Below are 14,272 nucleotides of genomic sequence, written 5' to 3'. Positions count from 1 at the left end.
GTGTGCCGGCGCAAAAGCCCTACCTACGGATTTCGGCCACCATCCCATCGATGTCGCCAAAGTGTGCGCGACGTCCCGTATTCCATGCCGCCTTCGTCTCGGTAGTCCGCTCGCGCGGCCGCGCCGGACCGGGGGGTCTGCGCACCCTCGAATGAGATGGGCCTCCGGAAGGCTTGCGCCGGCAGCGGGCGGTGGGGCGGCGCGCCATCACGGACCTGGATGGCCCGTCGGCAGTGCGCCTGCGCGCGCCCCGTGCCTCACGCCAGGCTGGCTTCCGTGTGTTGGTAGATGGGCGCCTGCGTGCCGCGCGGCGGCGATCAGCCTGGCCGGATGCCTAGCGCTTGCGCGGGAGTTCCGCCTGTCCCGCAAGAGGCACCAGCAGCACCCGCGCACCGTCAATGTGGCGGGCACGCACGGGCCAGCCTTGCTGCAGCATCTGCAGCATGGTTTCAGGGTCGTTGGCGTCGAACACGCCACTGACGCGCAGGGCGTTCAGCGACGGGTCGCCAATGGTGACCTGCGTCTGGTTGTAGCGGTTCATTTCGCTCAACAGTTCGGGCAGGCGCCAGTCATGCACGATCAGCTTGCCCTTGGTCCAGCCCTCGGCGGCATGTGTGTCGGCGGGTTGCGGCGGCGAGATGCTGCCGTCGCGGGAGAACCATACCTGCCGGCCGTCGTGAAGCAGCGACACATGCTCGACCGCGTGGCCAGGCGCGGCCACGGAGACGTTTACCGCGCCCTTGAGCAGGATCACTCCGGTGCATTCGTCGTCGGTGCGCACCTGGAACACGGTGCCGACGTCAGTGATGGTGCCATTGCCGGCGCGCACCTCGAAGGGGCGCCGCGGGTCGTGGCGCACCGCGAACTGGGCGCGCCCGCGCAGCAGGTCCACTTGGCGGAAGTGCTCGCCGTAGCGCACCTGCAGGCTGGACTGCGCGTCCAGGACCACCAGCGTGCCATCGGCGAGGCGAACGCTGCGCGGCTGGCCGGTCGTCGTCTGATACGTGGCGGAATCCGGTGGCGGCGCCACGCGCCAGCGCGGCAACGCAACCAGTATTGCCACGGCGGCGGCCGCCATTGCAGCAACGGTTGGCAGAAGGACACGGGTGCGCCGGTACCAGGGCGTGGCCGGTTGTTCCCGCAGCGCGCGCCGCGCAGCGGCAGCCAGCGCCGGAGAGCGCACGGCTTCGGCGCTCTGCCGCCACAGCGCGTTCACTTCGCGCCATGCCGCAGCGTGGGCCGGATCTGAGTCGTGCCAACGCTGGAAGGCGGCCGATTCGGCGGCGGAGCAGCCGGGTTCGAGCAGGCGCGCGAACCAGCGTTCGGCATCGCCGGGGCGGCCGGGGGTGGTTTCGTGCTGGCCGAACTCCGTATCCATGACTTCTAAAACGGTTCCATGAGGGAATTGCCTACCTTGCGGCGCAGCAGAGCCATGGCGTTGGCCAGATGCTTCTCCACCATTTTCACCGAAATGCCGCACCGCGCGGCGATCTGGGTGTGGCTGAGCCCGTGGGCGCGTTTGAGCAGATAGACGCGCTGGCACTTCGGCGGCAGGGCAAGAATCGCCTCGCCGATCCGCGCCACTTGCTGGTTGTAGGCGGCGCGCTGGTCCGGCGTGTGGTCGCTGTCGGCGATCGGCAGGTCGTCCAGCGGCACATGGTCGCTGCTGTGCCGGCAGGCGCCGGCGCGATACTGGTCGTTGGCGACATTCGCGGCGATGCGATAGAGCAGGGCCTTCCAGGCCTCGGGCGACTCGTGGTGGCGGTAGCGCAGCAGCCTGGCGAGGCTCTCCTGCAACGCATCTTCGGCATCCTGCTCGGTAGCGGTGCGGCTGCGCAGGAACTGCAAGAGCCCCTGGCGTTGCTCGCGCACAAAGACGTTGAAGGCGTCCGCCGAAGCGGATGTCTCCGGCCGTGCCGGGGACGTGATCGATGCGTTGTCGTATACGCCACGCATGTATTGGCGCCTCCCTCTCCACGCCGGACTGTGCGACAAGGCAGGGCCGGCGCGCAACAGGCACCGTGGCGCTCGTTCGGTTTCAGCGATGCGGGACGAGGGGGGGATGTCCCATCGGCAGGCCGAAGAATGCCGCGGCCGTCGCGGTGCTGTGCGCCGCCGTGACGTCTGCCGGCTCGCCGCGGTCGCGCGCGATCTCCTCGCAGATGTGTCTGAGGAACATCGGCTCGTTGCGCCGGTGCGAGGGCTGCGGGCGCACGGTGCGCGGCAACAGGTAGGGCGCATCGGTCTCGATCATCAGGCGGTCGGCGGGAATCTCGCGCACGAACTCGCGCAGGTGGCCGCCGCGGCGCTCGTCGCAGATCCAGCCGGTGATGCCGATGTGGCAGTCCAGCGCGAGGTAATCCAGCAGCGCTTCGCGGCTGTCGGTGAAGCAGTGCACCACCGCGGCCGGCACTTTGTCGCGCCAGCGGCGGAGCAGGGGGAGGAAATCCCCATGCGCGTCGCGCTGGTGCAGGAACAGCGGCTTGCCCAGTTCGGCCGCGATCGCCAGCTGGCGATCGAACGCCGCCAATTGCACGTCGCGCGGCGAGTAGTTGCGGTTGTAGTCCAGCCCGGTCTCGCCCACCGCGCGCACCGCAGGATCCTGCGCCAGCTCGCGCAGCCGCGCGTCGGTGGCGTCGTCGTAATCCACCGCGTGATGCGGGTGCACGCCTGCCGTCGCCCACAGCACGCCGGGATGCGCGTGCGCCAGCGCCAGCGCGTGTTCGCTGCCCTCGCGCGATGCGCCGGTGACGATCATCCGGCCCACGCCATGCTCCCGCGCACGCTGCAGCACGGCGTCGAAGTCGTGACGGAAGGATTCGTGGCCGAGGTTGGCGCCGATGTCGACGAGTTGCATGGGGAACCCGGAGAAAAGAGTCATTGTCACAGACTGGCGCAGGGCGGCAAACCGGCGGCGCGACGCGGATCCGGACGGGCTCGCTCGCCAGCCGCTCAGGCGATGTGATAACTATGTGCGTTCGCCGTGCGCCTTCGGGGGAAGCGCGCGGCCGGGTACGATCTGCTGGGCAGATGCGATTCAGAAGCGGGGTGACGTATGTCGGCAGTTGTGCAGCCGGCGCGGGGCGAGGGAGCGGTGACGACGGACGAACGCGAGGCGGCGGTGTGCGCGCTGCTGGTGGCGCGCGGCCGCCTGAAGGAGGGCGACCTGGCGCGGGCCCGCCGGTTGCACGAGGAGGCCACCGAGGGCACGCTCACCGCGTTGCTGGCGCGGCTGGGCCTGGTCAACGAGCGCGAGCTGGCCGAAGCCTGGTCCGAATTGCTGGCGGTGCCGATGCTGGCCACGCGCGAGGCGCCGGAACTGGCGCCACCGGATCTCGAACTTTCGCTGCGCTTCCTCAAGCAGCAGCACGTGGTGCCGGTGGATGACGGCGAGCACGGGCTGGCGTTGCTGGTGGCCGACCCGGCTGATCCCTACCCGCTGCAGGCGGTGACGCTGGCGGCAGGCCGGCCGGTGGCGCTGCGCATCGGCCTGCGCTCGGAGATCGACGACCTGATCGAGCGCTATTACGGCAGCGGCCGTTCCGCGATGGGCACGATCGTGGAGAACATCGACGGCGGTGCCACCGAAGTGGACGACGTGGAACACCTGCGCGACCTTGCCAGCGAGGCGCCGGTGATCCGCCTGGTCAACCTCATCCTGCAGCGTGCGGTCGAGCAGCGTGCCTCCGACGTGCACATCGAACCGTTCGAGAACCGGCTCAAGGTGCGCTATCGCATCGACGGCGTGCTGCACGAGGTGGAGGCGCCACCGGCCTCGTCCACCGCCGCGGTGATCTCGCGCGTGAAGATCATGGCCAAGCTCAACATCGCCGAGCGCCGGCTGCCGCAGGACGGCCGTATCCAGCTGCGCGTGCAGGGCAAGGAACTGGACCTGCGCGTGTCCACCGTGCCGACCAGCTTCGGCGAATCGGTGGTGATGCGCATCCTGGACCGCGAGTCGGTGGTGTTCGATTTCGCCACCCTGGGCTTCACCGATGCCTTCCAGTCGCGTTTCGTCGACGTGCTGGAGCGTCCGCACGGCATCCTGCTGGTCACCGGCCCCACCGGCTCGGGCAAGACCACCACGCTGTACACCGCGCTGTCGAAGATCAACACCCCGGACGTGAAGATCATCACCGTCGAGGACCCGGTCGAATACCAGATCGAGGGCATCAACCAGATACAGGCCAAGCCGCAGATCGGGCTGGACTTCGCCGCGGCGCTGCGCTCGATCGTGCGCCAGGATCCGGACGTCATCATGATCGGCGAGATGCGCGACCTGGAAACCTGCCGCATCGCGATCCAGTCGGCGCTCACCGGCCACCTGGTGCTCTCCACCCTGCACACCAACAGCGCCGCGGGCGGCATCACGCGCCTGCTCGACATGGGGGTGGAGGATTACCTGCTCGGCTCAACCGTGAACGGCATCCTGGCGCAGCGTCTGGTACGCCGGCTCGATCCCGCGACGGCGGTGCCCTACGAGCCGTCGCCCGAGGTGATCGCGGAGTTCGAGCTGGAGAAGTACGCCGGCGGCAAACCGGTGCGTCTGTGGAAGCCCGGTTCCAGCGCCGCCAACCCCAGCGGCTACCGCGGCCGCCAGGCAATCATGGAATTCCTGGTGATGAGCGACCCGCTGCGCCGCCTCGTGATGCAGCGTGCCGACGCCGGCGAGATCGAGAAGCAGGCGCGCGCGGAAGGCATGCGCACCATGTACGAGGACGGCATCGCCAAGTCCCTCGCCGGCATCACCACGCTGGAGGAGGTGCTGCGTGTCACGCAGGAGGGTTGAGGCGCTTTTTCCCTCACCACGAGGAATGACACCCTCTCCTCTCCGGGGAGAGGGCTGGGGTGAGGGGCGGGTGCTTGCCCGGAGGCATATTCAAAGCGGGTTTGCGGCAAGAGTGACCCCTCACCCCAACCCTCTCCTCGCTGCTCGAAGCGGCGGCCATCCATGGCCGCTCCCCGCGTGCCCCAAAGGGGAGAGGGAGCAAACGTGCCGTGCGGGTCGGCCTTCGTTTGAACCTGTCGTGGCTCAGAGGTATCGGCCCTCATGAGCCAGTTCAGATACCGCGCCGTCAGCGAGGCCGGCGAGCTGTTGCAAGGCCAGATGGAGGCCGCCAGCCTCGACGAGGTGATTGCGCGGCTGCAGGACCAGGGCCATACGCCACTGGAGGCGCAGCCGGCCGACGCGATGGGTGGCGGCTCCGGTTTCGCGGCGCTGTTCAAGCGCGGCCCCTTCAGCGGCGACCAGCTGGCGCAGTTCACCCATCAGCTCGCCACCCTGCTCGGCGCGGGCCAGCCGCTGGACCGCGCACTGGGCATCCTGATGGATCTGCCCGAGGGCGAGCGCGCGCAGAAACTGATCGAGCACGTGCGCGACCGCGTGCGCGGCGGCATGCCGCTGTCGCAGGCGCTGGACGAAGAGCACGGCGTGTTCCCCAGGCTGTACATCGCACTGGTGCGCGCGGGCGAGGCAGGCGGTTCGCTGGAAGAGACGCTGCGCAGGCTGGCCGACTACCTCGAACGCTCGCAGCAGCTGCGCGGCAGCATCATCAATTCACTGATCTACCCGGCCTTCCTGCTGGTGGGCGTGCTCGGCTCGCTAGTGCTGCTCCTGGCCTACGTGGTGCCGCAATTCGTGCCGATCTTCGAAGACATGCAGGTGCCGCTGCCGTGGATCACCGAGGCGGTGCTGGCGCTGGGCCAGGCCTTGCAGTCGTGGTGGTGGCTGATCGGCCTGCTGCTGGTCGGCGGCGCATTCTTCTTCCGCATGCGCCTGCGCGAACCGGCCACCCGGCTGGCCTGGGATGCGCGGATGCTGCGCATGCGCGTGGCCGGCCCGCTGCTGCTCAAGGTGCAGACCGCGCGCATCGCCCGCACGCTGGGCACGCTGCTGAAGAACGGCGTGCCGCTGCTGGGCGCGCTGGCCATCGCGCGCCAGGTCACCCCCAACCGCGCGCTGGACGCGGCGCTGGAACAGGCGCACGAGCAGGTGAAGGAAGGCAGCGGGCTCAGCCTCGCGCTCGGGCAGTCGAAGCTGTTCCCGCGCCTTGCGCTGCAGATGGTGCAGGTGGGCGAGGAGGCCGGCGAACTGGACGGCATGCTGCTGAAGGTGGCGGATACTTTCGAGCTGGAAAGCCGCCGCTCCATCGACCGCCTGCTCGCCGCCCTGGTGCCCGCGCTCACCGTGGTGATGACCGTGCTGGTGGGTCTCATCATGGCGGCGATCCTGCTGCCGCTGCTCAGCCTCACCAGCAACATCCAGTAGCGCGATTCCCGATTCCGACAACGACGCCACGAGGCCATTCCATGCAGTACAAACGCATCCGTTCCCTGCGCCGCGCGCGTGGCTTCACCCTGCTGGAAATGCTCGCGGTGATCGTGCTGATCGGCGTCATCGGCGCGGTGGTGGTGACCCAGGTCGGCAAGAACATGGACAAGGGCAAGTACGGCGCGGGCAAGGCCCAGCTGGTGACCCTGGGCCAGAAGATCGAGAACTACGCGCTGGACAACGGCAGCCCGCCGCCGCAGCTGCGGGACCTGGTGACCAAGCCCGCGAACGCGCCGAACTGGCAGGGCCCGTACGCCAAGGAATCCGAACTCAAGGACCCCTGGGGGCACGACTTCGGCTACAAGGTCCCCGGCGACCACGGCAACTTCGACCTGATCTTCTACGGCCGCGACGGCAAGCCCGGCGGCGACGGCTACGACAAGGACGTGGGCAACTGGCAGTAATTCCATGCGCCTCGCGTCGCCACGCCTGCCCCGATTCCCTGCCGTACAGGCAAGCGGAGCGCGGCGGCGCGGCCGCGGCTTCACCCTGCTCGAAATGCTGGTGGTGATCCTGCTGATCGGCATCGCGGCGGCGGCGGTGGCGGTGTCGGTGACCCAGGGCCTGGCCAGCGCGCGCATCAACGCGGCCAGCGGCGAGATCGCCGCCGCGCTGCGCGCCACCCGCGCTCAGGCGATCGTGCAGGGCAGGGAGCAGCATTTTGACGTGGACACCCGCGCCGGCACGTATAGCGACGCGAAGCGGAAGGACGTGCGCCTGCCCAAGGGCCTGAAACTCTCGATCACCAGCGCGCTGGAGGACCGCCCTGACCAGCACACCGGGCGTATCCGCTTTTTCCCCGACGGCAGTTCCACCGGTGGCCATATCGTGCTTTCCAGCGGCCGCCGCCAGTGGCGCATCAATGTGTCGTGGCTTACCGGGCAGGTCGCGGTGGTGGACCGGGTGGCGCCGCCATGAGGCGCGAGCGCGGCTTCAGCCTGCTCGAGGTGATCGCCGCGATGCTGCTGCTGGCGATCGCCTTCGCCGCGTTGATGAAAGTGGCCGGTGGCGCGATCGCGCTGTCGCGCAACGCGGCCGTGCACGACGAGGTGGCGCTGCGCGCGCGCAGCCTGCTCGACAGCGCCGACGTGGGCATGCCGCTGCAGCCCGGCCGGAGCAGCGGCGACTTCGGCCGGCAGGCCTACCACTGGCAGCTGGACGTGACGCCGTGGAACCCGCCCGGCCCGCGCCCCGGCGGCGCGATGCTGCAGCTCTACCGGCTCGACCTCACCGTGCGCTGGGGCAGTGCGGCCCATCCGCAGGTCGCGCGCTTCAGCACCCTGCGCCTGGGCACGCCGGCGGCACCGGGCGGGATCGTGCCATGAGGCGGCAGCTCGGCTTTACCCTGCTGGAAGTGCTGGGTGCGATGGCCCTGCTGGCCCTGCTGCTGGTGGGCGTGTACGGCGGCGTGCGCAGCGCGGTGCACGCCGTGCGCTCGGGCAGCGCGGCGATCGCGCGGGTCGACCAGATCGGCTCGGCCCAGCGCTTCCTGCGCCGCGAGCTGGCGCAGGCGCTGGCGCAGCCGTTCGCCCGCAACGACAACGGCCAGCCGATCGTGTTCTCCGGCAGCGCGCACGAGCTGCGCTACGTGGCGCCGCTGCCCGGCTACCTCGGCAAGCTGGGACCGCAATTGCAGGTGTTGCAACTGGTGGACGACGGCAAGAAAGGGCAGCGGCTGGAACTGAGCCTCGCCCTGCTGCCGCCGGACGGCAGGCCGCCGAAAGCGCTGGGCAAGCCACAGGTGCTGCTCGACCACATCGCGGGCGGCAGCTTCGACTACCGTGGCCGCGACGCGCAGAACCGCGAAGTGCCGTGGGGCGAGAATTGGCGCGACGGCGGCCGCCTGCCGCAGCTGGTGCGCATCCGCCTGCAACCCAGGGGGGGCTACGACTGGCCGGAACTGGAGGTGCCGCTGCGCGTCGACGCCTCCGCGATGGTCGGCCGGGTCGGCCTGCTGCCGGGCGGCATGATGCCGCTCCGGGGGGCGCAATGAGGCGGCGCGCCCGTCAACGCGGCGTGGCCCTGCTGCTGGTGCTGTGGGCCTGCACCCTGCTGGCGATCCTGCTTGGCGGCTACGCGGCGCTGGCGCGTACCGAGGCGCTGCAGACCCGCTACCAGTTCGCCGAGGCCCGCGCGCATTACGCGGCGGAGGCGGGCGTGATGCGCGCGGTCTACGCGGTGCAGGATCCGGTCGCGGTGCGGCGCTGGGTCGGCGACGGCCGCACGTATCCCTTCCGCTTCGACGACGCGGCGGTCAGCGTCACGGTGACCGACGAGGGCGGCAAGGTCGATCTCAACGCGGCTTCGCCCGAGGTGCTGAAGGGACTGTTCCATGCCGCTGGCCTGGACCAGGCCGCCGCCGCCACGCTGGCGGCGAACGTGGTGGCGTGGCGCAGTTTTCCGCGCATCGGCGGGGGCGAGCGCGTGCGCGCCGAATACGCGGCGGCCGGCCGCGATTACGGTCCGCGCGAGGGTCCGTTCGCCAGCCTGCAGGAATTGCAGCTGGTGCTGGGCATGACGCCGGCGTTGTACAGCCGGATCGAACCAGCCATCACGATCTGGTCCGGGCTCGCCGTACCCGACCCGAATACCGCGCCGCCGCTGGCGCTGGCGGCGATCCCGGGGCTCGATCCGCAGCAGTTGCAGGCAGTCAAGGCGACGCGGGAACGCAACAGCCGCGAGGCCGCGCCGCCGGTCGGCGGCGGCATCACGCACAGCATCCGCGCGGAAGCTGTGCTGGCCGACGGCACGCGCGCGGTGATCCGTGCGACAGTACGCTTTCGGGCCGGAGGGGCGGCTGCGCGACCGTATACGGTGTTGCGTTGGGAAGAGGGCGACGGGGAATGAGTGCTGCGATGCGGTCGCTACGGCCACTGCTGGAACCATGGCGCCGCGGCTGGCGTGCCTCGCCCTTGCCGGCATTCTTCGCCTGGTGGGGCGGCGAGCTGCGAGCGCTGCTGCCCCCGCGCTGGCGCGCCGCGCTGGCCGACGGCGCCGGCTGGCACCTGCTGCAGCGGATCGACGGCGACTGGCAGTTGCGCCGCGCCGGCGAGGCCGAGCCGCTGGCGCGCTGGACCGACGGGCTGGACGCCGTCGCGCAGCAGGCCGCGCTGGCCGCCGCGTGGCAGGGCACCGACCCCGAGGATCGCCGGCTGGCCCTGCTGCTGCCCGCCCAGACGGTGTTGCGTCGCGTGCTGCAACTGCCGGTGGCCGCGCGCGGCAAGCTGCACCAGGTGGCGGGCTACGAGATGGACCGGCAGACCCCGTTTAGTGCCGCGCAGGTGTATTACGCGGTGCGCGAGCTGGCGCAGCCGGCTGCAGCCGGGCGCTGCGCAGTGGAGTTGCTGGTGGTGCGGCGCGACACGCTGGATCCGCTGCTGGCCCGCCTGCGGGCGCTCGGCATCACGGTGGACGCGGTGGATCTGGCGCAGGATGCCGGCCGCCTTGGCGTCGACCTGCTGCCGCCGGACCAGGCCTCGCGCCGCACGCGGCCGCGGCTGCGCCTGAACCTGATGCTCGGGGCCGCCTGCGTGCTGCTGCTGTTGCTGGCGATGGGCAGCTGGCTGCACAACCGCGAGAGTGCGCTGGCGCAGATGCAGGCGCAGGTGGAGGCGATGCGCGGCGAGGCGCAGCAAGTGACGAACCTGCGCAAGCAGTTGCAGGACGACGCCGGCGCGGCCGGCTTCCTCGCGCAGCGCAAGGCGCAGCGCCCCACCGTGCTCGGCGTGCTGCTCGACCTCACCCGGCGGTTGCCGCCGAGCGCATGGCTGGAGCGCTTCAGCCTCGACGACAATGGCCAGATCGGCTTCCAGGGCCAGAGCCCGCAGGCGGCGAAGCTGCTCGACCTGCTGAAGGGCTCGCCGCTGCTGGACAACGCGAACTTCCAGGGCAGCATCCAGTCCGACCCGTCCACCGGCAAGGAGCGCTTCTACATGGTGGCGCAGCTGCACAAGCCGACGCCGGAACATGCGGGCGCCGCCCGGCCGGCCGCCGCCCGGAGCACGCCATGAGCAACCGGGTGTTGAAGCTCTCGCCACGCGACAGCCGCATCGCCGCGGTCGGCCTGCTGGTGCTGGTGCTGGTGCTGGCCTACTTCCTGCTGCTGCATTGGTGGTTCGTGGCGCCGTTGCGCAGCATCGCCGCGCAGATGGACGATCTGCGCGATACCCAGAGCCGCTACGCCGCGGCGATCGCCGAGCAGCCGCAGCTGCGCCAGCGCATCGCCATGCTGGGTGCCGGCCAGGCCGCCAGCAGCGCGTTCCTGCCCGAGGACGATCCGAACACCGCCGCCGCCGACCTGATGCAGCGCGTGGTGGACGCGGTGAGCGCGCACACCGAGGGCGGCAGCTGCACGGTGGCGCAGAAGATGCCGGTGCCCAACCCGCAGGTAACCTCGGGCGAGCCATACCGCAAGGCGGCGGTGAGCATCAACCTCAGCTGCGACATCGAGCCGCTGGTGGGCGTGCTGCAGGCGCTGGAGCAGGGCACGCCCTACCTATTCGTGGACAACCTCAACGTCTACCGCAATCCGGTAGCGGCGCACGGCAACGGGCCGCCGCTGGAAGTCCAGTTCACCCTGTCTGGCTACGTGCGTCCCGGGGGCGCCGCGCCTGCCGCCTCGGCGCCGATGCCCGACGCTGCCGCGGACGAGCCGGGAGCGACGCCATGAACGCCGCCAGCCAACGCCGGCTGACCCCGGTCCTGGTGGTCCTTGCCCTGCTGCTCGGCGCCCTGTGGCTGGCGCTGCTGGCCGGTTTCGGCCGCGGCGTGCACTGGGACGCGCCGCGTGCCGCCGCGCTGCCACCAACGCCCGGCAGGCATGCCGGCCTGCCTACGCCGCTGCCGCTGGCGGAATTCGCGCCGGTGTGGCAGCAGTCGCTGTTCAGCCCGGACCGCAAGCCGGAGGCGCACGCCGCCAGCGGCGGCAGCAGCATCGGCGACCTACAGCTGACCGGCATCATCCTCACGCCGCAGCTGCACATGGCGCTGCTGCACGACAAGAACGGCAACAGGGAACTGCGCCTGCGCGAAGGCCAGTCGCTGCCCGACGGCAGCCTCAGCCTGGTCGAGGTGAAGCCGCGCTCGGTGATCCTCGATTCCACCCAGGGCCGCACCGAACTGAAACTGCCCGCCGGCGCGCCGATCGATGCCGCGAAGGCGGCATCCACCACCGCCGTGGAGCCCATGGCCACGCCGCCGTCGCCACCCGCCGAAGCCGCCGGTGCCGCCGCCATGCAGCGGGTGGTGCCACTTGGCCAGGGCGCTTCGCGCCAGCAGCCCCCGCAATACAGTCCGCAGCAGCTCGACCGCCTGCGCAAACTCAAGGCCGCGATACTGCAGCGCCGCGCCGCCAGCCAGGCCGCGAACCACGAAGGAGCACACTGATCCATGTCCCGCCTGCCCACCTCCGCGCGTTCGCCCTCGCGTGCCAGCCTGCGGTCCACCTGGCCGCGCATTGCCGCGCTGGCGGCGCTGACCCTGCTGGCCGGTTGCGCCAGCCTGCCGCCGCAGCCCGACGATGCCTCGCTGCAGCGCGAGGCGATGGCCGGCACGCATGCGCCGGTGCCCGCGCCGCTGCCGCTCAACAACGACCAGACCACCACCACGAACGCGGCGGTGCTGCCGCAGATCAGCCGCGGCAACGGCCAGTTCGTGCGGCCCACGGCGCTGGCGGCGCCCCGCCCGGCCGTGTCCGGCGCGAACGGCGTCACCTTCAACTTCGAGAACCAGCCGGTGCAGGCGGTGGTGAAGGCGATCCTCGGCGACCTGCTCAAGAAGAACTACACCATCGTGCCCGGCGTGCAGGGCAACATCTCCTTCTCCACCGCCGAGCCGGTGGATGCCGGCCAGGCGCTGCCGATCCTTGAGACCCTGCTGTCGTGGACCAACAACGCGCTGGTCGAGCGCGGCGGCAGCTACGTGGTGCTGCCGGCGAAGGAGGCGGTGGGCGGCAACCTGGTGCCCAGCCTGGGCGCGAGCGCGCCGGCCGGCGGGCTGCAGGCGCGGCTGTTCCCGCTGCACTACATCGCCGCCGGCGAGATGCAGAAGCTGATCAAGCCGTTCGCGCGGCCCGACGCGGTGCTGCTGGTCGATCCCACCCGCAACGTGATCGTGATGTCTGGCACACCGGAGGAACTGGCCAACTACGACCGCACCGTGCGCACCTTCGACGTGGACTGGCTGCGTGGCATGTCGGTGGGCGTGTTCAACCTGCAGCACGCCGACGTCGACCAGCTGATGCCCAAGCTGGACCAGATGTTCGGGCCCAAGGGCGACACCCCGCTGGCGGGCATGCTGCGCTTCATCCCGATCAAGCGCACCAACGCGCTGGTGGTGATCAGCACGCAGCCGAACTACGTGGACGAGGTGGGCGGCTGGATCGCCCGCATCGACCAGGGCGGCGGCAACCAGCCGCAGCTCTACGTGTACGACGTGCGCAACATCAAGGCCTCCGACCTCGCCAAGTACCTGGCGCAGATCTACGCCAGCGGTGGCAGCGGTGGCAGCGGGTCCGGTGGCGAAGTCGGCCCGGGTCTCAGCTCCGGCACCCTGGGCAGCGCCGAGAACGCGCGCGGTTCGGCCAGCGGCATGGGCAGCGCCGCCGGCAGCTTCGGCAGCAGCAACACCGCTAGCGGTGGACTGGGCGGTACCAGCAGCGGCATCGGCGGCATGGGCAACAACAGCTACGGCAACAACGCTGGCGGCGGCTTGGGCGGCATGCAGGGCGGCGCGGCCTCGGCCACCAGCTTCGGCAACGCCAACGCGACCAGCCAGGATCAACAGTACGTCTCGCAGGACGGCAGCGTCCGCATCGGCTCGGTGGACGCGAACAACCAGTTGCTGGTGCGGGCGCGGCCATCGCAATGGGCCGAGATCGAGGCCGCGATCAAGCGGCTGGACACGATCCCGCTGCAGGTGCAGATCGAGACGCGCATCCTCGAGGTCAACCTCACCGGCGAGTTCCAGTTCGGCGTGCAGTGGTACCTGCAGGGGCTGGCGAACAGCACGCCAAGTTACGATGCCAACGGCAACGTGGTCGGCGCGACCAGTGCCTATCCGGGAGCGCACCGGCAGATTGCACTGGGCTCGGGCGGCAACCAGTACCATGGCGAGCCGTTCTTCTATTCCTTCCTCAGCAGCAACGGCAAGTTCCAGGCGGCCGTCCGCGCGATGGAAACCAGCGGCAACACCAAGACGCTGTCCGCGCCCTCGCTGGTGGTGATGAACAACCAGCCGGCCAGCATCCAGGTCGGCAACCAGGTGCCGGTGAACCAGAGCTACATCACGCCGGGCCTCGGCGCCGGCGGCAGCACCATCGGCACGCTGGGCCAGGTGCAATACCTCAACACCGGCGTGATCCTCAAGGTCGTGCCGCGGGTGAACCCGGGCGGCCTGGTCTATCTCGACGTCAGCCAGGAAGTGAGCAACCCCACCACCAAGGACCAGAACGGCAACTACACCATCTCCGACCGCAGCATGCAGACCCAGGTGGCCGTACAGAGCGGCCAGACGGTACTTCTGGGAGGGTTGATCCAGCAAGACGAAGGGACCTCCGACACAGGCATTCCAGGTCTGAACCGCATTCCGTTTTTTGGTCGCCTGTTCGGCACCACCAGCCGCAACCGCAACCGTACCGAGCTGATCGTGCTGATCACCCCGCGGGTGATCCGCAGCAGCGAAGAGGCGCGCCAGATCACGGACGACTACCAGCGCGGCTTCGAATCGCTGAAGCCGCTGCGGGAGGAGCGGGCGCAACCCGCCCCGGCGCCGGCGAGTGCGACGCGGACGGCGCCGTTGCGGCATTGATGCCGGGGACTTCAAGGAGATGATCGTGGTCGGGGCTAGCCGTACGTCGTTGCTGGCCGGCGTCGCCCTGTCGGTCTCGGCATGTGCATCACTGCCGAGTGGCCCACGCGTGTATGGCGGCGAGTGCTTCTACAA

The 14,272-nt window shown here is 70.1% G+C and carries 14 protein-coding genes; 11 read left to right on the top strand and 3 right to left on the bottom strand.

Annotated features, from left to right (window positions below; all coding sequences use genetic code 11):
- Positions 1-334: 334 nt before the first annotated feature.
- From AC2EWF_RS17350 to AC2EWF_RS17340, 3 genes are read right to left on the bottom strand one after another with little or no spacing between them, the layout of a single operon-like run.
- Positions 335-1,378 carry a FecR family protein gene (locus AC2EWF_RS17350; RefSeq protein WP_483640642.1) on the bottom strand — a complete coding sequence of 348 codons (1,044 nt, stop codon included), beginning with the start codon at positions 1,376-1,378 and terminating at the stop codon, positions 335-337.
- A 5-nt stretch (positions 1,379-1,383) separates the two neighbouring features.
- Positions 1,384-2,013, bottom strand: a complete 630-nt coding sequence (locus AC2EWF_RS17345) for an RNA polymerase sigma factor (protein ID WP_483640641.1) — start codon at positions 2,011-2,013, stop codon at positions 1,384-1,386.
- Positions 2,014-2,038: 25 nt separating this feature from the next.
- Positions 2,039-2,857 (bottom strand): TatD family hydrolase, encoded by an 819-nt coding sequence (locus tag AC2EWF_RS17340; RefSeq protein WP_483640640.1) that lies wholly within the window; start codon positions 2,855-2,857, stop codon positions 2,039-2,041.
- A 198-nt stretch (positions 2,858-3,055) separates the two neighbouring features.
- Between AC2EWF_RS17340 and gspE the strand changes: the two genes are divergently transcribed.
- The 11 genes from gspE (at position 3,056) to gspD (ending at position 14,137) form a co-directional block, all read left to right on the top strand.
- On the top strand, positions 3,056-4,789 hold the full coding sequence (gspE, locus tag AC2EWF_RS17335) for a type II secretion system ATPase GspE (RefSeq protein WP_483640639.1): 1,734 nt from the start codon (positions 3,056-3,058) through the stop codon (positions 4,787-4,789).
- A 261-nt stretch (positions 4,790-5,050) separates the two neighbouring features.
- Positions 5,051-6,268, top strand: coding sequence for a type II secretion system inner membrane protein GspF (gspF, locus tag AC2EWF_RS17330; RefSeq protein WP_483640638.1), 1,218 nt, complete (start codon positions 5,051-5,053; stop codon positions 6,266-6,268).
- A gap of 41 nt (positions 6,269-6,309) precedes the next feature.
- The gene (gspG, locus tag AC2EWF_RS17325; protein ID WP_483640637.1) at positions 6,310-6,735 is read left to right on the top strand and encodes a type II secretion system major pseudopilin GspG; all 426 of its coding nucleotides are present in this window, start codon (positions 6,310-6,312) and stop codon (positions 6,733-6,735) included.
- Between the two features lie 4 nt (positions 6,736-6,739).
- Positions 6,740-7,249: a GspH/FimT family pseudopilin gene (locus AC2EWF_RS17320; RefSeq protein WP_483640636.1), complete on the top strand. Its 510-nt coding sequence runs from the start codon at positions 6,740-6,742 to the stop codon at positions 7,247-7,249.
- Positions 7,246-7,656 carry a prepilin-type N-terminal cleavage/methylation domain-containing protein gene (locus tag AC2EWF_RS17315; protein WP_483640635.1) on the top strand — a complete coding sequence of 137 codons (411 nt, stop codon included), beginning with the start codon at positions 7,246-7,248 and terminating at the stop codon, positions 7,654-7,656. Before AC2EWF_RS17320 ends, AC2EWF_RS17315 begins: the two co-directional genes overlap by 4 nt.
- Positions 7,653-8,324: a prepilin-type N-terminal cleavage/methylation domain-containing protein gene (locus AC2EWF_RS17310; protein ID WP_483640634.1), complete on the top strand. Its 672-nt coding sequence runs from the start codon at positions 7,653-7,655 to the stop codon at positions 8,322-8,324. Before AC2EWF_RS17315 ends, AC2EWF_RS17310 begins: the two co-directional genes overlap by 4 nt.
- The gene (locus tag AC2EWF_RS17305) at positions 8,321-9,178 is read left to right on the top strand and encodes a type II secretion system minor pseudopilin (protein ID WP_483640633.1); all 858 of its coding nucleotides are present in this window, start codon (positions 8,321-8,323) and stop codon (positions 9,176-9,178) included. Before AC2EWF_RS17310 ends, AC2EWF_RS17305 begins: the two co-directional genes overlap by 4 nt.
- Positions 9,175-10,341: a PilN domain-containing protein gene (locus AC2EWF_RS17300; protein WP_483640632.1), complete on the top strand. Its 1,167-nt coding sequence runs from the start codon at positions 9,175-9,177 to the stop codon at positions 10,339-10,341. Before AC2EWF_RS17305 ends, AC2EWF_RS17300 begins: the two co-directional genes overlap by 4 nt.
- Complete coding sequence (gspM, locus tag AC2EWF_RS17295; RefSeq protein WP_483640631.1) at positions 10,338-11,000, top strand: type II secretion system protein GspM; 663 nt, start codon at positions 10,338-10,340, stop codon at positions 10,998-11,000. Before AC2EWF_RS17300 ends, gspM begins: the two co-directional genes overlap by 4 nt.
- Complete coding sequence (locus tag AC2EWF_RS17290) at positions 10,997-11,716, top strand: hypothetical protein (protein ID WP_483640630.1); 720 nt, start codon at positions 10,997-10,999, stop codon at positions 11,714-11,716. Before gspM ends, AC2EWF_RS17290 begins: the two co-directional genes overlap by 4 nt.
- A gap of 3 nt (positions 11,717-11,719) precedes the next feature.
- Entirely contained in the window at positions 11,720-14,137 is a 2,418-nt protein-coding gene (gspD, locus tag AC2EWF_RS17285) for a type II secretion system secretin GspD (protein ID WP_483640629.1), read from the top strand.
- The last annotated feature ends 135 nt before the right edge of the window (positions 14,138-14,272 follow it).

The organism is Rhodanobacter sp. sgz306013 (assembly GCF_057031145.1).
Note: the sequence above shows the minus strand (reverse complement) of the source record. Positions and strands in the feature narration are given on the sequence as shown.

Excerpts from the sequence above, each read along its gene's own strand:
- AC2EWF_RS17290 (WP_483640630.1), top strand. The coding sequence starts at position 10,997 with ATGAACGCCGCCAGCCAACGCCGGCTGACCCCGGTCCTGGTGGTCCTT.
- gspM (WP_483640631.1), top strand. The coding sequence starts at position 10,338 with ATGAGCAACCGGGTGTTGAAGCTCTCGCCACGCGACAGCCGCATCGCC.
- gspF (WP_483640638.1), top strand. The coding sequence starts at position 5,051 with ATGAGCCAGTTCAGATACCGCGCCGTCAGCGAGGCCGGCGAGCTGTTG.
- gspD (WP_483640629.1), top strand. The coding sequence starts at position 11,720 with ATGTCCCGCCTGCCCACCTCCGCGCGTTCGCCCTCGCGTGCCAGCCTG.
- AC2EWF_RS17300 (WP_483640632.1), top strand. The coding sequence starts at position 9,175 with ATGAGTGCTGCGATGCGGTCGCTACGGCCACTGCTGGAACCATGGCGC.
- AC2EWF_RS17305 (WP_483640633.1), top strand. The coding sequence starts at position 8,321 with ATGAGGCGGCGCGCCCGTCAACGCGGCGTGGCCCTGCTGCTGGTGCTG.
- gspE (WP_483640639.1), top strand. The coding sequence starts at position 3,056 with ATGTCGGCAGTTGTGCAGCCGGCGCGGGGCGAGGGAGCGGTGACGACG.
- AC2EWF_RS17310 (WP_483640634.1), top strand. The coding sequence starts at position 7,653 with ATGAGGCGGCAGCTCGGCTTTACCCTGCTGGAAGTGCTGGGTGCGATG.
- gspG (WP_483640637.1), top strand. The coding sequence starts at position 6,310 with ATGCAGTACAAACGCATCCGTTCCCTGCGCCGCGCGCGTGGCTTCACC.
- AC2EWF_RS17320 (WP_483640636.1), top strand. The coding sequence starts at position 6,740 with ATGCGCCTCGCGTCGCCACGCCTGCCCCGATTCCCTGCCGTACAGGCA.
- AC2EWF_RS17315 (WP_483640635.1), top strand. The coding sequence starts at position 7,246 with ATGAGGCGCGAGCGCGGCTTCAGCCTGCTCGAGGTGATCGCCGCGATG.
- AC2EWF_RS17350 (WP_483640642.1), bottom strand. The coding sequence starts at position 1,378 with ATGGATACGGAGTTCGGCCAGCACGAAACCACCCCCGGCCGCCCCGGC.
- AC2EWF_RS17340 (WP_483640640.1), bottom strand. The coding sequence starts at position 2,857 with ATGCAACTCGTCGACATCGGCGCCAACCTCGGCCACGAATCCTTCCGT.